Source organism: Caballeronia udeis (genome assembly GCF_001544555.2).
Classification (GTDB): domain Bacteria; phylum Pseudomonadota; class Gammaproteobacteria; order Burkholderiales; family Burkholderiaceae; genus Caballeronia; species Caballeronia udeis.
In genome coordinates this window covers 140,753-160,110 of sequence record NZ_FCOK02000006.1, presented here as the reverse complement: position 1 = coordinate 160,110, position 19,358 = coordinate 140,753, and the positions used below count along the sequence as shown (strand labels likewise).

The following is a 19,358-nucleotide window of genomic DNA, read 5'->3' as shown; positions in this document are numbered from 1 at the left end:
GCGCTAGCATTGGGCTCGAAGCCATCGGTTACATAGCATCGGTTAATAGGTCAATTAGCTCAGGAGACGAACGGTGAAGACATATCGCATCGCAACCATTCCGGGTGATGGAATTGGCAAGGAGGTCGTACCGGCCGGAAAGCGCGTGCTGGAAGCGATCGCGGCCCGAAGCGGCGACTTCACCTTTGAGTTCGAGGACTTCGCCTGGGGGGGCGACTATTACCGCCAGCACGGCGTGATGATGCCGGCCGACGGACTCAACGAAATTCGCAACAAGGATGCAATCCTCTTTGGCTCTGCGGGCGACCCGCACATTCCCGATCACATAACGCTTTGGGGTTTGCGCCTCAAGATTTGCCAGGGCTTCGATCAGTACGCGAATGTGCGCCCGACGCGCATCCTGCCCGGCATCGACGGCCCTCTCAAGCGCTGTGCGCCGAAAGACCTCGACTGGGTGATCGTGCGGGAGAATTCGGAAGGTGAATACGCAGGCGTCGGTGGCCGCGCGCATCAAGGGCATCCGATCGAGGTCGCCACCGATGTCTCGATGATGACCCGCGCGGGTGTCGAACGGATTCTTCGATTCGCTTTTCGCCTCGCGCAATCACGCCCCCGGAAATTGCTGACGGTGATCACAAAAAGTAACGCACAGCGTCACGCAATGGTGATGTGGGATGAAATTGCGCTGGAGGTATCGAAGGAGTTTCCCGATGTCACATGGGACAAGGAACTCGTCGATGCCGCGACCGCTCGCATGGTGAACCGCCCGGCCACATTGGATACTCTCGTGGCCACGAACCTTCACGCGGACATCCTGAGCGACCTTGCCGCGGCGCTGGCCGGCAGCCTTGGCATTGCGCCAACCGCCAACCTTGACCCCGAGCGCCGGTACCCTTCAATGTTCGAGCCCATCCACGGCTCGGCGTTCGACATCATGGGCAAAGGCCTTGCCAATCCAATCGGTACATTCTGGTCTGTCGTGATGATGCTCGAGCACTTGGGCGAGATGAGCGCAGCACATGCGTTGATGAACGCAATTGAATCCGTGACGGCAGACCCGGCGCTGCATACCGCTGACCTTGGTGGCAAGGCAAGCACCGCGCAGGTGACCGAAGCGGTATGTGCTTTCCTTGCGTCGGCCCCGGCGGTTGTGACCAAAGCGGCCTGAACAACACCGATCAATCGCATAAGGAGGATGACGCAATGACGAAACGCGTAATAGTGACTGGCGGCAGCGGGCTGGCGGGAAAATGGGTTGTCGAAGACCTGGTGGCCCATGGATATGAAGTGCTGAATCTCGACCGCGTCCCCATGACGAAACCCGTCGCCCGTACCTTGATCACCGATCTTACCGACGCGGGGCAGGTGTTCAACGCGATTGCGTCGAGTACCGCGCCGAAGGAATTTTCCGACAATATCGAGCCCCAACCCATTGATGCCATCGTTCATTTTGCGGCCATTCCCCGGATCCTGATCACCACGGACAACGAAGTATTCCGGATCAACGTGATGGCGACTTATAACGTCCTTGACGTTGCGTCGAAGCTTGGCATCAGGAAGGTCATCATTGCCTCGAGCGAGACCACGTACGGAATAGTGTTCGCCCATCGGCACCGGGATCCCGAATACTTCCCGCTGGACGAGCAGTACCCTGTCGACCCCATGGACAGTTACGCGATGTCCAAAGTGATCAACGAAGTCACGGCCAAGGCGTTTCATGCACGCACGGGTGCGGATATTTATTGCTTTCGCATTGGCAACGTTCTTGACCCGGTTGATTATCAGAAATTCCCGGTCTGGTTGAAGGATCCCGGATTGCGCAAGCGCATTGCGTGGAGCTATATCGACGGACGCGATCTGGCGACCGCTTGCCGGCTGGGTATTGAAAAGGACGGGCTTGGCTTCCAGGTGATGAACGTGGCGGCAGACGATGTTTCGTCGGATCTGCCCACGGCGGAATTGTTGAAGCGGTTCTATCCGGGTGTGCCAGTCAGGAAGCCGCTTGGCGAATTCGAGACCCTGCTAAGCAACGAGAAACTGAAACGGCTACTCGGCTGGCAACAGCAGTATCGGTGGAGAGACCAGGTACCGCGATAATTCGTATTGGCTGAGGCCTGGCTGCAGCCGGGCTAGCAGGCCTCAGCGTGCAGACCGTGCGAACCCGGGCCGTTACCCCTGACTCCAGATGCCCGTTGCCGCGGTTTCCCGCACGTAGTCGCTGAAATCCCGCGGAGGCCGCCCGAGCGCGCGAACGACACCGTCTTTCACGGAGGCATTGCGGCCGTCGAGCACTTCCGTGAAGAGGTAGCGGATAAGGTCAACAGCTTGCGTCGGAACCCCGGCTTCCTCCAACGCAGCGGCGTAGTCCGTCATGGAGACCTGCGTAAAGCGGATCGGCCGCCCACACGCCTGCGCGATTTGCGCGACCGCTTCTGCGAAGCTCCACAAGCGTGGACCGGTCAGTTCATAAAGCTGCCCGGCGTGGCCGTCTTGCGTGAGCGCGGCTACCGCAACATCCGCTATATCGTCGGCATCCACGAACGGCTCGCCGATGTTCGCGACCGGCAGCGCAAGCTCGCCTTCGCGCACGGGGTCCAGGAAATGGGCCTCGCTGAAGTTCTGCGCGAACCAGCTTGCGCGCAGCAGCGTCCACTCGACGCCGGACTTGCTCACAATCTCTTCACAGCGTTGCGCTTCGGGCTCGCCCCGCCCCGAGAGCAGCACAAGGCGGCGCACGCCGCTTTTCACCGCCAGGTCCGTGAAAGACTGGATCGCCTCCGCCGCGCCCGCGACGGACAGATCGGGGTAGTAGCAAACGTAGACGGCCCTGACGCCCTCGAGCACGGGCGCCCACGTCGATGGGCTCTCCCAATCGAACGACGGCGTGGCGGACCGGGAACCGTGCCGCACGGGCAAACCGCGAGCCGTAAGACGCTCGGCTATCCGACGACCCGTCTTGCCCGTGCTTCCGAGCACCAGGATGGTTTCTGTATTCATGGACCTCTCCTCCAGATGAACGCCGCATCGTGCGGTGACCGTGAATCCAGAGTAACGTCAGCGTACGAGACAAACAATGACGATTAGTCCTTGTTTTATGCTTTTTCATCCACGCTAATAGACGCATGCGCAGCCTTTAGCATTACACTGAGCACATGATCGAACTACCCGCCCCCGAAGATCCGCTCGGCGAAGCGCTCCACTTCCTGCGCATGAGCGGCACCTTTTATTGCCGGTCGGAATTCACGGCGCCTTGGGCTCTGGAACTGCCCGCGTTCGAGCATTGCCTGATGTTTCATGTCGTCATGACCGGCCAGTGCCTGCTGGAAGTCGACGGCGCGGAGCCTCGTCTGTTGCGCCCGGGTGATCTCGCGCTTGTCCCGCACGGTGCGGGTCATCGCCTGATGAGCGAAGCGGGCGTCCCGCCAGGAAAACTCTTCGATCTGCCGCGCGATACGCTCAGCAACCGCTACGAAGTTCTCCGCCACGGGGAAGGCGGCGCGGCGACGACAATGATCTGCGCCCTCGTCCGTTTCGATCACCCGGCCGCGCATCAACTGATTCGCCTGCTGCCGAAGCTGATTTGCGTCGACACGTGGAAATCGCCCGAAATGGAGTGGATCCAGAGCACGCTGCGATTCATCGCCGCCGAGGCGCAGCACTTGAATGCCGGAGGGGAAACGGTCATCACGCGCCTCGCCGACATCCTGGTGATCCTGGCTATCCGGGCCTGGATCGCGCAAGCCTCACAAGCGCAGACGGGGTGGCTCGGCGCGTTGCGCGACAAGCAGATCGGGCGAGCCATCGCCATGATTCATCGTGATCCCGCAAGCGCCTGGACCGTGGCTTCGCTCGCCGACGCGGTCGGCATGTCACGCTCGGCATTCTCCGCGCGCTTCACGAAACTTGTCGGTGAACCGGCCATGCACTACGCCGTGCGATGGAAAATGCAGGCGGCGCTCACGCGGCTGCGAGAGACGGATTCATCACTGGCGGAATTGGCAAACTCACTTGGATACGATTCCGAAGCCGCTTTCAGCCGGGCATTCAAGCGAATCACGGGTGTTTCCCCCGGAGCGGCGCGACGCACTGCACGAGCCGATGCAGCCGAATTCCTCCCTGGTCGACATGACGCTATTGACGCTTATTGACGCTATCAACCCGGAGATTGGCCAAAACCGTGCCGAATAGCACCTCCCGCTTGATCCTTTCCGATAGTCAACCAGGCGCGGCGCCTTGGTCCTGTGCGCGTTTTCCCTTGGATTCAGTAAAGATCGTTAGCCTGTACTATCCAAAAAGCGTTGGGCGCCACCTTCACGCCTGGGGAGCGTCGACGTTTCCGCGAACGTGAACATATCTTAGGGAGAGGCACATGACGAAGCCCGAGTACAGCGACCCGTTCAGTCAGTTTTCCGCGATGTTCCAGCAATACAAACTTCCCGGATTCGACGTACAGGCCATTCTGGATGCGCGCAGAAAAGACGTCGAAGCCTTGGCGGCCGCGAATCGCGTCGCATTCGGCGGCATGGAAGCGCTTCGAGATAAGCAGATCGAGATCCTGCGCCGGGCCCTCAACGACTTCCAGGGCATTGCGCAGCAGTTTGCCACCTCCCCGGCCAAACCTTCGTCCAATCCGACCGAAGTCGTCCAAAACGCGCTGCATCAGGCACTTGCCGACATGCAGGAAATCGCGCAGAAAACGCAGCAGGCTCAAACCGAAGCGTATGCGATTGTGACCAGGCGAATAGAAGAGGCGGCTAAGGAATTAAAGTCGTCGCTGGAGCAACCAAAGCCGTAGCAAACCGGGGCAAGCCGGGGCAGCCCTGCCCTGGAGCCTTACCGGGAACGTGACACGCGTTCCCGGTTTTCACCCCTTCCGCTTTCATTTCCCTTCTCCTCCTCGTGGCAAGACCTGTGCCCCGCTGGGTAACCGCGGTCGCCGCGCGGCCTTTATTACATCCGAGGTAATTGAACGTATTCGTGCAATCGCTAAGATGGCATTCATCTGCTTGCGGTATCAGCGTTGAAAAACAAGCGTCGCATGGAGATACACCCAGTTTCGTTCAATCAATGGAAAGGAGTTTAGGAATGCATAACTTTACACTTCACACAGTCGAATCAGCACCGGAAAAATCCAGGCCGACTCTGCAGGCGCTGCAACAGAAGTTCGGCTTTTTACCCAACGTAATGGCAACCATGGCGGGAAACCCTGTTCTTCTCAACGGGTTCGCTGGCGCTTTCGGGAGCTTCCATGGTGGAAGCCTGGACGAGTGCGAGAAGCAGACGCTGTTGCTCACAAACGCGGTCACCATCAAGTGTCCCTGGACCGTTGCGGCTCATTCCACATTTGCCCTTGAGGACGGCATGAGTGAGTCCGACGTCAAGGCGATCCGCGAGGGAAGATTGCCGGACGACCCGAAGTACGCAGCGCTTTCCGCCATATCAAAAGCCCTGATCGAAAAACGAGGCAATGTGGCTGAGGCGGATATCGAGAAGTTCACGGCCGCCGGGTATTCGCCGCTTCAGATTTTCGAGGTAATCACCAGCATTGGCGTGTCCACCATGGCCGCCACCGCAACGAACATGGCGGGTACACCGGTTGAAGAGCGCTTCAAGGCTCAGACGTGGACGCCCGCCTGAATGGAAAAAAGCGGGCAGGAGGAGGAAGTCCGCGCACGGTTCGGTTCGCGCCGAACCGTGCGCGATAGCTGCGATAGCTGCGATCGCCGGTACCCGATACCTGATACGACTCCGCGGCCTGTTGACTCCGGGAGTTAAGAGTATTCTCCTTTGCTGTATGGAAAGCATCGAGAGATTGCGAATGTTGGCGACGGTCGTATGCCTCGCGCGGTCGATCATGGACAATCACCCAATTCTTGTTGCAAATGAGAGACCGATGAATTCTGCGCGCCTCAACATCAAGCCGCCGGCTAATGAGCTCGGTTTGCTGCTGCGTCAATGGCGGGATATGCGCGGTAGAAGTCAGTTTGAGTTGTCGCTTGATGCGGGTGTGTCGCAACGGCACATCAGCTTCATAGAAAGCGGGCGCAGCGTGCCGAGCCGTCAGATGTTAATGGATGTCGCTCAAGCGCTCGATGTGCCTCTTCGCGAACGCAATACCCTGTTGCTGGCAGCGGGCTACGCGCCCCTCTATCAGGAGAGCGCGTGGGACGCGCTCGAAATGCAAAGTGTCAGCAACGCGCTGGGACGCATTTTGCGTCAGCATGAACCCTTTCCCGCGGTGGTGATGGACCGTTACTGGAACGTGCTCATGACCAATAAATCCACGCCGCGGTTCTTCAATTGCTTCATCGACATGGCTGCGCGCAAGGGGCCACGGAACATGCTGCATCTCATGTTCGACCCGGCGGGAATGCGCCCGTTTGTTGCGAATTGGGAGGACGTGGCAAAAAGCCTGATCCAGCGTGTTTATCGCGAATCCGTCGGCCACGTTATCGACGAAAAAACCCGGGAATTACTGACCGCACTGCTCGCCTACCCCGACGTTCAAACCGACTGGAAATCGCCACGTACGCTAAGCACCGTGTCCGCTACGCGCACCCTGCCCGTCATCCCCATTAGTTTCGTCAAGGATGACCAGGTGCTGAGTTATTTTTCCATGGTCACCACGGTCGGAACCCCGCAAACCGTCGCCGCCCAGGAGCTTCGCATTGAATGCATGTTTCCGGCAGACGATGAAACAGAAACCCGCCATATCGCCATGCTTGGCAACGTTCCGGTGGAGTAATGCCTTTTGATCCATCCTCTCGATCAATTGCAGGGTAGCAAGCGCACATAAGTTCCAGGCCGATAAGAAAATTCGATAGCCCCAGACGGCAGATTCGGTGCCCTCTTCCAGCTCGTGAAGTCGATAATCATCGATAACAACGACGCAAGGACGGTGGGCTGAAAATGGCAGAGAAATCGATGCTGGTGGTGAGCGCGCACAGCGCAGACTTCGTGTGGCGCGCGGGTGGTGCGATCGCATTGCACAAGCAGAACGGATACCGGGCGAAGGTGGTTTGCCTGTCCTTCGGCGAACGCGGCGAGTCCGCCAAGCTTTGGCGCAAGGGGGAAATGACCCTCGAAAAAGTCAAGGCGGCGCGGCGGGAAGAGGCCGAGCGGTCCGCGGAGATTCTTGGCGCGGAAGTGGAATTCTTCGATCTCGGCGACTATCCGCTGCGCGTGCCGGACGAAGCGCTGATGCGCCTTGTCGATGTTTATCGTGAACTGCAACCGGCATTCGTGCTCAGTCATTCGCAAAAGGATCCCTACAACTTCGATCATCCGCTTGCGATGCACGTCGCGCAGGAAGCGCGGATCATCGCGCAGGCCGAGGGTCACAATCCGGGCCAGAAGGTCGTGGGTGCGCCAGCGGTGTACGCGTTCGAACCCCATCAAACCGAGCAATGCGACTGGGTGCCCAACACGTTCCTCGACATCACCGAGGTATGGGAGACCAAGCGGCGCGCGATCGAATGCATGGCTGGTCAGGAGCACTTGTGGGACTACTACACCCGCGTCGCGCTGCAACGGGGCGTCCAGGCCAAGCGCAACATCGGCATTACAGCCACTCGCGATATCAAATACGCCGAAGGTTATATGCGCGTCACGCCGTCGGTAACCGGAGACCTGGCATGAGGCGCGGCGTGGTAGTGACCGGAATTTCTCGCGCGGACCCGCGTGCCGTGGCCGCACTGCAACTGGCCGGCACGGCCACGGTCCACGAAGCGCAAAGCCGGCTCGGCCTGCTGGCCTCCTATATGCGCCCGATCTACTCCGGCGCGGCGATCGCGGGGTCAGCCGTCACGGTGCTCGTGCCTCCCTCGGACAACTGGATGTTGCACGTTGCGGTCGAGCAATGCCGTGAAGGCGACGTGCTGGTTGTCGCGCCCACCTCGCCCTGCGAGGACGGTTATTTCGGCGAGCTGCTGGCGACATCGCTTGCGGCGCGCGGTGTGCGCGGCCTCATCATCGACGCCGGGTGTCGCGACGTGCGCGCGTTGAAAGAGATGAACTTTCCCGTATGGTCGAAGGCCATCTCCGCGCAAGGCACGGTCAAGGAAACGCTGGGCTCGGTCAACATCCCCTTGGTCTGTGCGCAGCAGATCGTGCACCCGGGTGACGTGATCGTGGCTGACGACGACGGGATTGTGGTCGTCCCGTTCGACACCGTGCAGCACGTGGCTGAAGCTGCACAGGCGCGTTTGGCGAAGGAAGAAAAGACGCGTTCGGTGCTGGCAGGCGGCACGCTCGGGCTTGACTACTACGCAATGCGGGAACGGCTCGCCGAGAAGGGCTTGCGTTACATCGACTCGGCGTCGGACCTGTGAGGGGCCGCTGATGTCCGCAACAAGCAGTCAGACTCGCATTCCTTGCATGATGATGCGCGGCGGCACCTCGAAAGGCGCCTATTTCCTCGCATCGGATTTGCCCGCCGATCCCGCTACGCGCGATCGCGTGCTGCTCGCGGTGATGGGCTCGCCCGACCCGCGCCAGATCGACGGCCTTGGCGGTGCCGATCCATTGACAAGCAAGGTCGCGATCGTCTCACGCTCCACGCACGACGACGCCGATGTCGACTACCTGTTTGCCCAGGTCGTGGTGAACGAAGCGCGCGTCGACTATGGACAGAACTGCGGCAACATCCTGGCTGGCGTGGGTCCTTTTGCTATCGAGCGCGGACTGGTCGACGCTCGTCCGGACAGTACACGGGTCGCCATTTACATGGCCAATACAGGACAGGTTGCGGTCGCCACCGTGTCCACGCCGAGCGGCCAGGTCATGTACGAAGGCGACGCCAGGATAGACGGCGTACCCGGCACGGCGGCCGCCATACCGCTCGAGTTCCGCGATACCGCGGGGTCGACCTGCGGCGCGCTGCTGCCTACAGGCCGCCTTAAAGACAGCATCAATGGCATTGAAGTCACGTGCATCGATAACGGCATGCCGCTGGTGCTGATACGCGCGCATGATCTGGAGCGCACAGGTTATGAAAGCCGCGAACAACTCGACGCCGACGAAGAATTGAAGGCTCGAATAGAAGCGATCCGCCTCATAGCCGGACCGCTGATGCACCTCGGTGACGTCAGCGAACGCACAGTGCCGAAGATGTGCCTGGTCGCCGCACCCGCCAAAGCAGGCACCATTTCCACACGCAGTTTTATCCCTCACCGATGCCATGCATCAATTGGGGTATTGGGTGCCGTGAGCGTGGCGACGGCCGCGGTGCTCCCCGGCACGGTCTGCGAGGGTCTTTCGAACCTGACAGACCCGGAAAGTCGGCAGCGTGTGTCCGTCGAACACCCAACGGGTGAATTCACCGTTGAGCTTGTAATGAGTCACGATGCAGACAAGCGCGAGGTGCTCAGTGCAGCCCTGCTTCGCACAGCGAGATGGCTGATGGACGGTGTTGTTGGTATTCCCGCCACCCTGTTCAACCGCTAATTCCCTCAAACCACCTGATGCCGTTCCTTGTCTCGGGATAAGTGACCGGCAGCCCGGGTTGCGCGCGCAACGTCGGCTACAGCCAGTCGAATTGCATCAATCAACGCACGCGCCGCGGGAGAAGGCGTGCCCTCCGCGCGAAGGGTCAAGCCAATATCGCGCTGCGTGTTATGCAACGCGATGTCTAGGACGGTCAGTTGTCCTGACTCGCACTCGAAATACAGCTGCTGCGCGGACAGCGCTGCCAGCATGTCCGTGCGCGACAGCAACCCGCGAATGACCGCCAGGTCCGCCGTTTCCACGGTTGGCATGGGCGGCTTCAGCTTGACTCTCCGGAACTGGGATTCGAAGAGACTCCGGGCGGGAGCGTGACTGCGCGGCAGAATCCATTGGGAAGTGCGCAATTCTGCAATCTTGAGCCCACGCTTGTTCGCAAGCGGATGGCCGCGGCGAGCCAGCACCACCATATCGTCCGACATCAGGCGCTCGTTCTGCAGGCCGCTTGATGCGTCGTTCAGGCGTAGTGCACCCAGGATGAAATCGACGTCGCCCGCGCGCACTCCCGCGACCAGCGTCTCATAGGCACTCTCGTCAGTGATCACGCGCACACCCGGATGCCGCGCGGTCATTCGGGCAATCGCGTCGGGAAGGATCAATGTTCGACCGAGCGGCAGCGCGCCGACTGTCACCGCGCCCTGGATATTCCCATGCAACGCGGCGATATCGTCCCGGATATGGCGCAATTCATTTAACGCGCGCCGCACGTGCAGCAGGAAGGTTTCGCCCTCTGCCGTCAGCAGGATCCCACGCGGGCTGCGATGAAAAAGGCTCAGGCCCGACCCGCTCTCGAGCACGCGCATGGCGCTGCTCACGGCCGGTTGACTAATGCCAAAGGCGTTCGCAGCAGTCGGCATGTGTCGATGCCGCGCAAGCGCGACGAAAATCTGAAGGCGCCGGGTGTTCAGGAGATAGGCTCGCAACGCCTCGGAAGGGGCGCGCCGGCGCGACTGTTGCGCCGCGCTCCACTGCGCCAGTTCCTCGAGTTCGGCCATGATCCGCTCGCAACGCTCGAGCACCGCGCGGCCAGTCGGTGTTGGCAACATGCCCGACGGCTTGCGCTCAAAGAGAGGCTCCCCCAGCGCTGATTCAAGCTCCTGCACGGAGCGCGTCACCGCAGACTGCGCCCGAAAAAGCGCGGCAGCAGCACGCGTCGCGCTGCCTGTCTCCGCGACAAGCTTGAACGCGCGCAGATGGGCCAGGTTGAGAAGTTCGAGGTTGCTCACAAATGGAACCGGGGTAAAAAAGGCAGTAAATCAAGCGCTAAACGCGGGACCGGAATCATGCAGCCCCGGAAATCAGATGAAATCTGGACGAGGATAAATTCAAGCTTTCCTTCGATATATAGGTGTGCTCCTTCATGAGCGCCTCCACGCGCGCACCCTCTCCATTGAGCAGTGCTCCCACAATAGCGTGATGTTGGCGGTGCGCATACATCAGCATCAGGAACTGGCGTTCTTTTGCGGTGTCATCGAACACGACCGTGGACGGCGACACAAACGGAATCTTGTCGTTCAGGCTGAGCGCCGCGCTGATCGCGGTGTTCTGAGCGGCATGGACTATCAGTTCGTGAAACCGGCCATTCATGGCCGCATAGCGTGTTTCATCGCCCTCGCCCAGGCGACCCGCGCTAAAGATGGCGTCGCCCTCGCGCAGGCACTCCTGGAGCGATTTCTCGAGGCCGGCATCGACCCGCCGTTCGGCGACAGTACGGGCGGCGAGCCCTTCGAGCGTCCCGCGCACATCGATTGCATTCAGGACATCCTGCACGCTGAAGCGCCGCACGACGTAGCCGCGCGCGCCGGAACGTTCGAGCAGCGCCTCCGACGACAACACGCTCAACGCATAACGCAACGGCGTTCGCGACACGCCAAGCCATTGCGCAATCTGTGCTTCGACAAGGCGTTGCCCGGGCGCCAGCTCACCGGAAAGGATCTTTTCGCGCAGCGTCTGGACGATAGCCTGCTGAGTGGTTTCGTTCATGTCTACCTGCTTCGTTTGCAAGAAGTATAGCGGCGCGCAAGCCGTTTCGACCACGTTGGGAAGGCGGCTTGCGACGTTGATTGCGACCTCGTTTTTTTGCCATCTGTTTTGTTTATGAGCTATTCATCCGCAGTTTCATAAAATGCATCCGCGCGTTGGACTTAGGATACCAAAAGCGCTTTATGTGACGGGCTTCTGACAGCTTACAATCTCATTGTAAAGCGCAATTGAACCCCTTATAACCCTGTAAACAGGCTTTATTCTGGTTAACCCGCCACTTCGTCCAATGACCCACCATTGATATCTTTGTATCCCAATATGTCCCGAAGCAGAAATAGGGACCAGGACCAACTATTCAATTTGCGCTTAAGAATGTGTGGATTGAAGCAACAGAAGGCATTGACATGGCAAGGATCATCGGTGGCATCGGTACATCGCATGTACCCACAATCGGCATGGCGTACGACAAGGGCAAACAAAATGATCCCGCGTGGGCGCCACTCTTCGAGGGCTACGAACCGGTCGCAAAATGGCTGGCGCAACGCAAGCCCGATGTGATGGTGATGTTCTATAACGACCATGCCAACAGCTTCTTCTTCGACTGCTATCCAACCTTCGCGCTAGGCGTGTCCGGAAATCAAGAATTCGCCGATGAGGGTGCCGGCAAACGCCCGCTGCCGGATATTGCCGGTCACTCCGATCTCGCGATCCACATTGCAGAGCAACTGCTCTCGGACGAGTTCGATCTGACGATCTTTCAAGACCGGCCGCTGGATCACGGCTGCAACTCCCCGCTCTCACTGATGTTGCCGCATGCGGGCGGATGGCCATTGGCGCTGGTGCCGCTTGAAGTCAACGTCTTGCAATATCCGCTGCCGACTGCGAACCGCTGCTATCGGCTGGGCCAGGCGCTGCGCCGTGCAATCGAATCGTTCGAGCAGGATCTCGACGTCGTGGTGGTCGGCACCGGCGGCCTCTCACATCAGGTCCACGGTGAGCGAAGCGGCTTCAACAACACCAACTGGGACATGGAGTTCCTCGACCTGATCGTCCATGACCCGCAGCGGCTCGCCGCGATGAAACACGTCGACTACGCCCGCCTGGGAGGCGCTGAAAGCGTGGAAACCATCATGTGGCTCGCCATGCGCGGGGCACTTGGACCTGCCATTCGCGAGATTCACCGCAGCTACTACCTCGCGACCAGCACCGCGATGGCCGTCACGATGTACGAAGACGAGGTGGCGCAATGAACCCGCAACTGATTGGCATTGAAGAGCTGACCGGCACCTACCCGTTCGATATTCGGCAAAGCATCAAGGCCATGCGCCTGAATCGCTTCTTCTGGCAAATGCGCGAGCAGCAGGCGCGAAACCTCTGGCTCGAAGATCGCGTGTCTGCGTACGACCTGGCGGGCTTGACCGAGGAAGAGCGGACCCTTGTCGACAACACGGACTGGCTTGGACTGATTCGCTATGGCGTGTGTTTCTTCGTGCTCGAGAAGTTTGCGCGGGTAGTGAAAATCACGAATCTGGGCATGTACGCGAGCATGCGAGGGGAAACACTCGAAGCGTTCCTCAAGACGCGCCAGGTGCCCGATGCAGTCTGACTTTCTCAAATCCCGCCAAGCACTTGGCCGCCTTGCGTTTGCGTAGAAATAGAACTCCGGGTCAATGGAACCCGGAGAGGTAACCCTGCTATCCGGAGACATGCATGAAACCTGTGGACTCAGTCGACATCAAGGCGTTTATCGACGCGCGCAAGATGTCGCCATACCAGTGGCTGGTACTTGGCTTATGTTTTCTGATCGTCACGATGGACGGACTCGACACCGCCGTCATGGGCTTCGTGGCGCCGGTCATCATGCATGACTGGAACGTCAGCCGTGCCGCATTCGGTCCGGTCATGAGCGCCGCCATGGTCGGGTTGGCGATTGGCGCGCTGGTCGCCGGGCCCGCATCAGACCGGGTGGGTCGAAAGAAAGTCCTGATTGGCTCGGTGTTCTGCTTTGGCCTGTTCAGCCTGATGTGCGCGTTCGCGGAGTCCTCGACGCAACTCATGGTGCTGCGCTTCCTGACCGGGCTTGGGCTCGGCGCTGCAATGCCCAACTCAACGACCTTGCTCGCCGAATACGTACCCTCGCGCAGCCGGTCGCTGCTCCTCACCATCATGTTCACCGGTTTCAATTTCGGCTCGGGAGCCGGCGGATTCGTTGCCGCCGCCCTGATTCCTCATTTCGGCTGGCGCGCCGTCTTCATGTTCGGCGGCATCCTCCCTATCCTGAGCGTGCCGTTGCTGCTTTGGCTCCTGCCCGAATCCGCCCGCCTGATGCTGGTGCGAAATCTCGGCGCCGCGCGCATTGCAACCACGCTGGGGCGCGTGTGCGGACACGTATTCGATCGCGACGTGAGGTTTACCGCACCCGAACCTGCTGTGTCCGTCAAAGCACCCGTCCGGATGTTATTCGCCGATGGCTACGCACTCAGCACGCTCATGCTTTGGGTCACCTACTTCATGGGGTTGCTGATCATCTATTTGCTGACGGGGTGGCTGCCGACGCTGATCAAGGACGCCGGCCTTCCCGTGGAGCGCGCGGCGGCGATTACCGGGATGTTCCAGCTTGGCGGGACGGTGGGCGCGATTGTCGTCGGGTTTGCGATGGACCGCATGGATCGTAATGCGGTGATCGCCGCTTCGTATCTGCTTGGCGGAGTCTTCATCTTCGCGCTGGGAATGGGAACGCTCAAGTCTGCTTTGCTCCCGATCCTCGTGACATGCGCCGGCTTCTTCATGAGCGGCGCGCAGACGGGTCTCAATGCACTGGCACCCACCTGCTATCCAACCCGGGCTCGCGCGACCGGCGTGAGCTGGATGCTCGGCTTCGGCCGCCTTGGCGGGATCCTGGGGTCGCTGATCGGCGGAGCATTGCTGTCTCTCGGATTCACCTTCGCGACCGTGTTCTCCGTACTGGCCATTCCAGCAATCATTGCCGCGATCGCCATTGTCATGAACCGCCTCGCACTCCGGTTCATCACCGGCCCCGTGGCCGACGTCTGACTTTGACTGACGGAAGGAGTCATATCCCCACGCGTGTCCGTTCCTGGTGGTCACGCATTTTTTAACAACGAGCTTTGAGGAGAGAGACATGGGCAACAACATTAGCGCAAGCGGCAAGGATCTTGACGATGGGTTGACGTCCCGCATTGCGGACAAGCCCGGTCTGGCGGCGACGATCCGCGCGGGCATCATTGGAGGCGTAACCGGTGCGTTGATCATCTGGATTTACGAGGCTATCGTCTGGGTCGGGGTGCAACACCTGATGCCCCTGGCCGGCATTCCTCGCAATGCTACGGGTCTGGTTTTCGGCAAGGAGGTGCAGGATTCCCTTGGTATAGGGGCGTACATCGTGGGTACGGGCATTCATTTCGTTTTCTCGATGGCGTGGGGCATTCTCTTCGCCGCTATCTGGCCTTACTTCCGTCAGCGCGGGTACGAAGCGACTTTCGTGGCCTTGTTTTATGCCATTTTTGCCTGGATCGTCATGCATGTGGCAATCATGATTGCCTCCACCAACCACCCGAATTACTACGATCCAGCGGTGATCATTGGCGGCTTCATGTCTCACTTCTGCTTTACCGTTCCGCTCGCCCTGGTCGTGAAAAGGCTGCTGGCGCCCCAACCGGTTCGTTGATGCAATCGAACAAAATATAAACTGACGAAACGACAGGAGGCGAAGTGAAAAACGCCAAATATAAAAATATAGCATTACTAACAATAACTGCAGCAGGACTGGCCGTCACGGGGCAAGTTCATGCGCAGTCGTCCTTGACCCTGTACGGCATCCTCGACGAGTTTGGAGGTTATCAATCCGCGAAGGTCGGCGGAAAGAGCACGTCGCTTTATGTGCTTGGCAACAACGGTGAACTCACAAGCCGTTGGGGCTTGCGGGGAACGGAGGATCTCGGCGGGGGTTACAAGACCACATTCGCGCTGGAAAGCGGTTTCGATCCCGGAACGGGAAAGCAGCAGAATAGCTACCGGCTGTTCGACCGGCAGGCGTGGGTCGGCATTTCAGCGCCCTACGGCGAAGTGAGGTTCGGCCGCCAAAATACGCCTATGTTCGGGTGGAGCGGAAATATGGATGCCTTTGGTGCGGCAACCTATGGCTCCGGCTATAACAATTTCGCCAACTGGCTGGCGCGAGTCGATAACGACATCAGCTACATCTCTCCCAAACTCGCCAACACGCAGATCGAACTGCATTATTCGGTCGGTGGGCAGCCCGGGACATTGGCGGGCAACGCCGTGTACCAGGCGGGCGTGCAAACAACGCAAGGCCCGGTATATTTCGCGGCGGCTTACCTGAACGCGGCTAATGCAACCAACACCAACCGGGTTCAGGAAATCATGGCCGGCGGCAATTACGACTATGGACACGGAAGAGTCTATATCGCGTTTTTCCGGGCGAACGAAGTGATATCTGCAACTACCGGCAATGCGCTAAGCAATCCAGCCGGCAAGTACGATCCGGCAGTCGGGCCGGTAAGCAATGCGGCTGGCAATTACCACAATACGTGGTCGTTCTCTGCCGACTACCGATTCAGTCCCGCTCTCAGCGTTGGCGCCGGATATGCGTTCATTACGGACAGTTCTTCTCTCGACAACAACGCACGCCAGATGAGCGCCATCCTGAACTACGACGTATCAAAGAGGACGCGCCTGTATGCTGTCGTGTCACGGTTGAACAACAGCAACTCGGCCCAGTTCAAGATGGCCGGGGCCAGCATTACAACGGGCTCGCTGCTTACGCCCGACGGTGGTCAGAGTGAGACGGGGGTGCAATTCGGCATTCGCCATCTCTTCTGACGACTGCACCCGGCGCGCAGGCATGGACCCCGGGCTGGACCCTGAGGTCCGGCCGCCTTGCGGGACGCTAACTTGCCATTGTTTATTGCGGATAAACGCTGACGAGAAACTCTCCAAATGTATCGAACAGAGGCCTGTTTTCGAGCACGACGTCAACCGTGGGCAGTTCGGCATTTTCCTCTTCGACGACCATGAAGCAGAACTCGGGCGCCGACGACAAAAGCGCTGCCCGGGCGTCGGCCAGGTTCCTCTCCGCGTCGAGGAGCAAGCTTCCTTCTTCCACAGCCGAAGGCCGTCCGGACGAAGGCGGACCCTTACGAATCATATGCACGGTCAGCCTGGCTTCGTTGAGCAACGCAGGGGGCACCAGGTGGAACTCGCTAAGCGAGAGCGTGCCCCGGGTCTCTGCAATCTCCAGAATAAATTGCATGCCCTCGTAAGTCGCTGTGTATCGTCTTGCTTCGCCTGCTACCGTGAACCCGCCTTTCATAAAGTGGTTCTTGAATTCGGCGACCGCCGTGCTTTTGGCCTGGACGACGGCTGCGTTCAACCGCTCGGCGAATTGCCTTTGCAACGGCCCGACCTGGGCCTTCAATTTTGCGATTTCTTTAACGGTTCGAAGATCCATCATTTTTCTCTGTGGGTTGCCAGGCAGGATAAGCCGTTCTGGCGAAAGACCATTGGCGCGGGTTGCTGCCGTACCCGTTGCTTCAGCAGTTCAGTCCGGACGAACAGGTTGCTGCAGGCGCGATGCTCAGCGCCTGGTCTTGAATGAACGGCAAAGCCGATGAAGCGTGGCGGCTCCCTAGTCGAATGGACGGACGAACACGTCACGTCTGGTCGGGTCGGAGACAAACTGAAACAACGACATCCCGGCAGGTTTGGCTCGCAGATCGCCATTTATGGCGGTATGGACGGCCTTGAAGGTCTGCGCAACCGCATCGCCCAGTCCGTTTGTACCGGCGAGGATAGGCGCCCGGGCACAATAATCCCGGACAAACGTATTTCCCGACGCTTGCAACAGTGAAACCATGACTTCGAAGTCAGTGCCGTGTATGCGATGGCTCAAGACCAACTTCCCTTCTCCGTGCCCGGCTAGCAACTCTTCTACGATCTGGCGATTCATTTCTAATGCCTTCTCCTTTGGCCGTCATACAGCAGCGCTGCAGGACTGGCACCCGCGCCTGATACCGGCGCAGCGGGTGCCTCCTTTAGGGGAACACAAATCGGGCGCGCAAAGGCAATTCTTTTTAAGGACCTTATTCCTGCGGTGGTCACGCTGCAGTCACGCATTAGTCACCGAAGTGGCAAAACGCACCGGTTAGCGCATTTCCGAGGCACTTTACGGTCGAAAACACGTAAAACGACCCGAAGGAGTCGACTCGACAGCGCGTTTGACGACCGTCTGGGGACGCCAGCTTCAGGCCAAACGCTCTCAGACATGCAACGCCTGCATCAAACTCGGCTGTTGCTGCGCTCGCTCCCGGCCGGATTTCGACATTTCGCTTTGCGAGTCCTTGCGCCCGCTTATTGCCCGCTCTTGATAGAATCGATGCCATCAATGGTTGCTAAACGATTGATCACACCATTGGAGTTTAATTTGGCAACGTACGAAGTCGATTTTTTCCATAGCTCGGCGGAAGCGCCGGAAACTTACAAGCACCACGTTACTCACCATACGGTCACCGGCGTGCCGGACTATCTTCTCGGTGAAGCTGCAGTGGCGCATATCACGGCCCGCTTGCTGCATGACAACCCCGGCTTCAGGCGGATCCGAAATCTGAAAATCCTTAACACGGGCGTTTCGCCAAGTTCAGGCAAACCGGCCGGCGAGTGAATGCGCTTTAAGCCGGGTTCAAGCCTGCCGTAAGCAAGGAGGCAAATCCGGTTTTGGGTCGTTCCTGGAACGGGTGAATGAGCGCTCCACCACCGTCTGACAGGTGAGGCAAAGGTCACGCAAGCGCGCTCCCGTCAAACACCAGAACACGCTCCCCAACCTGCACACTGATCAAGCTGCACATTTCCATCGTTTGCATGCGACTGTCGTAGCATGATGGCTTACGAAGCGAGACGTGTGCCCATGTCCGAACACCTGTCGAATCAAAAGCTGCGCCGGTTCGCCTCGATCACGGCGCTCGCGGTCGCCCTCATCCTGGTCGGCGTCAAGGCCTGGGCATGGCTTGCGACAGGCTCGATCTCGCTGCTCACCTCTGCGGTCGACGGCCTGGTCGATGTCGTCGCATCCCTCGTCACCTTCGTGGGTGTCCGCTATGCGGGGCGCCCTGCCGACCGGGGTCATCGTTATGGGCATGGCAAGGCGGAAGCCGTGGCCGCACTGGTGCAGGCGTTGTTGCTCGCGGGCGCGGCCGTGGGCCTGGGGATTGAATCAGTCCAGCGCCTGTTCGTCCCCCAACCGCTCACCGACATGGGCTTCGGCCTGTGGGTGATCATTGGCAGCATGCTTGCGGCAAGCGGCCTCGTTGCATTACAAACCTATGTCGTCAAACGAACGGGATCGACAGCCATTGCTGCCGACCGTGCGCACTACGTCACCGACGTTGCGGTGAACATCGCCGTGCTGGTCGCGCTGGTCCTTGACCGGTTCCTTGCGTGGAAGCGAGCCGACGCAATAGGTGCACTGGCCATTTCCGGCTATATGCTATGGAATGCGCGGGGCATGGCCTTGCATGCGTTGATTCAGCTACTCGACCGGGAGCTCGATACGTCTGACCGGGAGCGGATCCGGTCCGCTGTGCTCGGTTGCGAAGGTGTCGAAGGCGTTCATGACATCCGCACGCGCAATGGCGGAGATCGTGTCTTCGTGGAGTTCCACGTTGAGGTGGACGGTGCAATGTCGGTTGAACAGGGCCACAGCATTGGAGATCACGCAGAAGAGGCCGTGAGATCGATATTCGAGGCGGCAGATGTGGTTGCGCATCTGGAGCCCGCCGGCATTGATGACCGGCGCCTCGATGATCTGGTCAAGTGATCGCGCCGCTTGCGTCCTGAAG

At 59.4% G+C, this 19,358-nt stretch carries 21 protein-coding genes; 16 read left to right on the top strand and 5 right to left on the bottom strand.

Annotation, left to right across the window (positions count from 1 at the left end):
* The first annotated feature begins 73 nt into the window (after nucleotides 1–73).
* On the top strand, nucleotides 74–1,168 hold the full coding sequence (locus tag AWB69_RS07055; protein WP_062083645.1) for a tartrate dehydrogenase: 1,095 nt from the start codon (nucleotides 74–76) through the stop codon (nucleotides 1,166–1,168).
* A gap of 35 nt (nucleotides 1,169–1,203) precedes the next feature.
* Nucleotides 1,204–2,097, top strand: a complete 894-nt coding sequence (locus AWB69_RS07050) for an NAD-dependent epimerase/dehydratase family protein (RefSeq protein WP_062083642.1) — start codon at nucleotides 1,204–1,206, stop codon at nucleotides 2,095–2,097.
* Between the two features lie 72 nt (nucleotides 2,098–2,169).
* On the opposite strand, the gene AWB69_RS07045 is transcribed toward AWB69_RS07050, so the two are convergent.
* Nucleotides 2,170–2,997: an NAD(P)H-binding protein gene (locus AWB69_RS07045; RefSeq protein ID WP_062083640.1), complete on the bottom strand. Its 828-nt coding sequence runs from the start codon at nucleotides 2,995–2,997 to the stop codon at nucleotides 2,170–2,172.
* A 155-nt stretch (nucleotides 2,998–3,152) separates the two neighbouring features.
* Here AWB69_RS07045 and AWB69_RS07040 point away from each other — a divergent pair, with 155 nt between their 5' ends.
* The 7 genes from AWB69_RS07040 (at nucleotide 3,153) to AWB69_RS07010 (ending at nucleotide 9,444) form a co-directional block, all read left to right on the top strand.
* Entirely contained in the window at nucleotides 3,153–4,148 is a 996-nt protein-coding gene (locus tag AWB69_RS07040) for an AraC family transcriptional regulator (RefSeq protein WP_062083637.1), read from the top strand.
* Between the two features lie 221 nt (nucleotides 4,149–4,369).
* Complete coding sequence (locus tag AWB69_RS07035) at nucleotides 4,370–4,795, top strand: phasin family protein (RefSeq protein WP_062083634.1); 426 nt, start codon at nucleotides 4,370–4,372, stop codon at nucleotides 4,793–4,795.
* A gap of 170 nt (nucleotides 4,796–4,965) precedes the next feature.
* Entirely contained in the window at nucleotides 4,966–5,637 is a 672-nt protein-coding gene (locus AWB69_RS07030) for a carboxymuconolactone decarboxylase family protein (RefSeq protein WP_197500189.1), read from the top strand.
* 256 nt (nucleotides 5,638–5,893) lie between these two features.
* Complete coding sequence (locus AWB69_RS07025) at nucleotides 5,894–6,745, top strand: helix-turn-helix domain-containing protein (RefSeq protein ID WP_062083747.1); 852 nt, start codon at nucleotides 5,894–5,896, stop codon at nucleotides 6,743–6,745.
* A 164-nt stretch (nucleotides 6,746–6,909) separates the two neighbouring features.
* Nucleotides 6,910–7,638 (top strand): PIG-L deacetylase family protein, encoded by a 729-nt coding sequence (locus AWB69_RS07020; protein WP_062083629.1) that lies wholly within the window; start codon nucleotides 6,910–6,912, stop codon nucleotides 7,636–7,638.
* Complete coding sequence (locus tag AWB69_RS07015) at nucleotides 7,635–8,330, top strand: 4-carboxy-4-hydroxy-2-oxoadipate aldolase/oxaloacetate decarboxylase (protein WP_062083627.1); 696 nt, start codon at nucleotides 7,635–7,637, stop codon at nucleotides 8,328–8,330. Before AWB69_RS07020 ends, AWB69_RS07015 begins: the two co-directional genes overlap by 4 nt.
* Nucleotides 8,331–8,340: 10 nt before the next feature.
* On the top strand, nucleotides 8,341–9,444 hold the full coding sequence (locus AWB69_RS07010; RefSeq protein ID WP_062083625.1) for a 4-oxalomesaconate tautomerase: 1,104 nt from the start codon (nucleotides 8,341–8,343) through the stop codon (nucleotides 9,442–9,444).
* 5 nt (nucleotides 9,445–9,449) lie between these two features.
* Here the strand turns inward: AWB69_RS07010 and AWB69_RS07005 are convergent, their stop codons facing one another.
* Nucleotides 9,450–10,727 (bottom strand): LysR family transcriptional regulator, encoded by a 1,278-nt coding sequence (locus tag AWB69_RS07005; RefSeq protein WP_062083622.1) that lies wholly within the window; start codon nucleotides 10,725–10,727, stop codon nucleotides 9,450–9,452.
* Between the two features lie 55 nt (nucleotides 10,728–10,782).
* Nucleotides 10,783–11,484, bottom strand: a complete 702-nt coding sequence (locus AWB69_RS07000) for a GntR family transcriptional regulator (protein WP_062083745.1) — start codon at nucleotides 11,482–11,484, stop codon at nucleotides 10,783–10,785.
* A 404-nt stretch (nucleotides 11,485–11,888) separates the two neighbouring features.
* On the opposite strand from AWB69_RS07000, the gene AWB69_RS06995 reads away from it, so the two are divergent.
* The 5 genes from AWB69_RS06995 (at nucleotide 11,889) to AWB69_RS06975 (ending at nucleotide 16,347) form a co-directional block, all read left to right on the top strand.
* Nucleotides 11,889–12,734 (top strand): gallate dioxygenase, encoded by an 846-nt coding sequence (locus tag AWB69_RS06995; RefSeq protein WP_062083620.1) that lies wholly within the window; start codon nucleotides 11,889–11,891, stop codon nucleotides 12,732–12,734.
* Nucleotides 12,731–13,090: a protocatechuate 3,4-dioxygenase gene (locus AWB69_RS06990; protein WP_062083617.1), complete on the top strand. Its 360-nt coding sequence runs from the start codon at nucleotides 12,731–12,733 to the stop codon at nucleotides 13,088–13,090. The genes AWB69_RS06995 and AWB69_RS06990 overlap by 4 nt, the downstream gene beginning before the upstream one ends.
* 104 nt (nucleotides 13,091–13,194) lie before the next feature.
* Nucleotides 13,195–14,538, top strand: coding sequence for an MFS transporter (locus AWB69_RS06985; protein WP_062083615.1), 1,344 nt, complete (start codon nucleotides 13,195–13,197; stop codon nucleotides 14,536–14,538).
* Between the two features lie 88 nt (nucleotides 14,539–14,626).
* On the top strand, nucleotides 14,627–15,172 hold the full coding sequence (locus tag AWB69_RS06980; RefSeq protein WP_062083613.1) for a hypothetical protein: 546 nt from the start codon (nucleotides 14,627–14,629) through the stop codon (nucleotides 15,170–15,172).
* Between the two features lie 44 nt (nucleotides 15,173–15,216).
* The gene (locus AWB69_RS06975; protein ID WP_082913288.1) at nucleotides 15,217–16,347 is read left to right on the top strand and encodes a porin; all 1,131 of its coding nucleotides are present in this window, start codon (nucleotides 15,217–15,219) and stop codon (nucleotides 16,345–16,347) included.
* Nucleotides 16,348–16,429: 82 nt separating this feature from the next.
* Here AWB69_RS06975 and AWB69_RS06970 read toward each other — a convergent pair whose 3' ends face one another.
* Both AWB69_RS06970 and AWB69_RS06965 read right to left on the bottom strand, forming a co-directional pair.
* Nucleotides 16,430–16,975, bottom strand: a complete 546-nt coding sequence (locus AWB69_RS06970; protein ID WP_231937012.1) for a hypothetical protein — start codon at nucleotides 16,973–16,975, stop codon at nucleotides 16,430–16,432.
* 177 nt (nucleotides 16,976–17,152) lie between these two features.
* Nucleotides 17,153–17,473: a hypothetical protein gene (locus AWB69_RS06965; protein WP_062083606.1), complete on the bottom strand. Its 321-nt coding sequence runs from the start codon at nucleotides 17,471–17,473 to the stop codon at nucleotides 17,153–17,155.
* 315 nt (nucleotides 17,474–17,788) lie between these two features.
* On the opposite strand from AWB69_RS06965, the gene AWB69_RS47510 reads away from it, so the two are divergent.
* On the top strand, nucleotides 17,789–18,184 hold the full coding sequence (locus AWB69_RS47510) for a hypothetical protein (RefSeq protein WP_156528763.1): 396 nt from the start codon (nucleotides 17,789–17,791) through the stop codon (nucleotides 18,182–18,184).
* 243 nt (nucleotides 18,185–18,427) lie between these two features.
* Nucleotides 18,428–19,336 (top strand): cation diffusion facilitator family transporter, encoded by a 909-nt coding sequence (locus AWB69_RS06955; RefSeq protein ID WP_062083744.1) that lies wholly within the window; start codon nucleotides 18,428–18,430, stop codon nucleotides 19,334–19,336.
* The last annotated feature ends 22 nt before the right edge of the window (nucleotides 19,337–19,358 follow it).

Excerpts from the sequence above, each read along its gene's own strand:
- AWB69_RS07045 (WP_062083640.1), bottom strand. The coding sequence starts at position 2,997 with ATGAATACAGAAACCATCCTGGTGCTCGGAAGCACGGGCAAGACGGGT.
- AWB69_RS06990 (WP_062083617.1), top strand. The coding sequence starts at position 12,731 with ATGAACCCGCAACTGATTGGCATTGAAGAGCTGACCGGCACCTACCCG.
- AWB69_RS06985 (WP_062083615.1), top strand. The coding sequence starts at position 13,195 with ATGAAACCTGTGGACTCAGTCGACATCAAGGCGTTTATCGACGCGCGC.
- AWB69_RS47510 (WP_156528763.1), top strand. The coding sequence starts at position 17,789 with ATGCAACGCCTGCATCAAACTCGGCTGTTGCTGCGCTCGCTCCCGGCC.
- AWB69_RS06955 (WP_062083744.1), top strand. The coding sequence starts at position 18,428 with ATGTCCGAACACCTGTCGAATCAAAAGCTGCGCCGGTTCGCCTCGATC.
- AWB69_RS07035 (WP_062083634.1), top strand. The coding sequence starts at position 4,370 with ATGACGAAGCCCGAGTACAGCGACCCGTTCAGTCAGTTTTCCGCGATG.
- AWB69_RS06965 (WP_062083606.1), bottom strand. The coding sequence starts at position 17,473 with ATGAATCGCCAGATCGTAGAAGAGTTGCTAGCCGGGCACGGAGAAGGG.
- AWB69_RS07000 (WP_062083745.1), bottom strand. The coding sequence starts at position 11,484 with ATGAACGAAACCACTCAGCAGGCTATCGTCCAGACGCTGCGCGAAAAG.
- AWB69_RS07010 (WP_062083625.1), top strand. The coding sequence starts at position 8,341 with ATGTCCGCAACAAGCAGTCAGACTCGCATTCCTTGCATGATGATGCGC.
- AWB69_RS07020 (WP_062083629.1), top strand. The coding sequence starts at position 6,910 with ATGGCAGAGAAATCGATGCTGGTGGTGAGCGCGCACAGCGCAGACTTC.
- AWB69_RS06980 (WP_062083613.1), top strand. The coding sequence starts at position 14,627 with ATGGGCAACAACATTAGCGCAAGCGGCAAGGATCTTGACGATGGGTTG.
- AWB69_RS07015 (WP_062083627.1), top strand. The coding sequence starts at position 7,635 with ATGAGGCGCGGCGTGGTAGTGACCGGAATTTCTCGCGCGGACCCGCGT.
- AWB69_RS07025 (WP_062083747.1), top strand. The coding sequence starts at position 5,894 with ATGAATTCTGCGCGCCTCAACATCAAGCCGCCGGCTAATGAGCTCGGT.
- AWB69_RS07040 (WP_062083637.1), top strand. The coding sequence starts at position 3,153 with ATGATCGAACTACCCGCCCCCGAAGATCCGCTCGGCGAAGCGCTCCAC.
- AWB69_RS06970 (WP_231937012.1), bottom strand. The coding sequence starts at position 16,975 with ATGGATCTTCGAACCGTTAAAGAAATCGCAAAATTGAAGGCCCAGGTC.
- AWB69_RS06995 (WP_062083620.1), top strand. The coding sequence starts at position 11,889 with ATGGCAAGGATCATCGGTGGCATCGGTACATCGCATGTACCCACAATC.
- AWB69_RS07050 (WP_062083642.1), top strand. The coding sequence starts at position 1,204 with ATGACGAAACGCGTAATAGTGACTGGCGGCAGCGGGCTGGCGGGAAAA.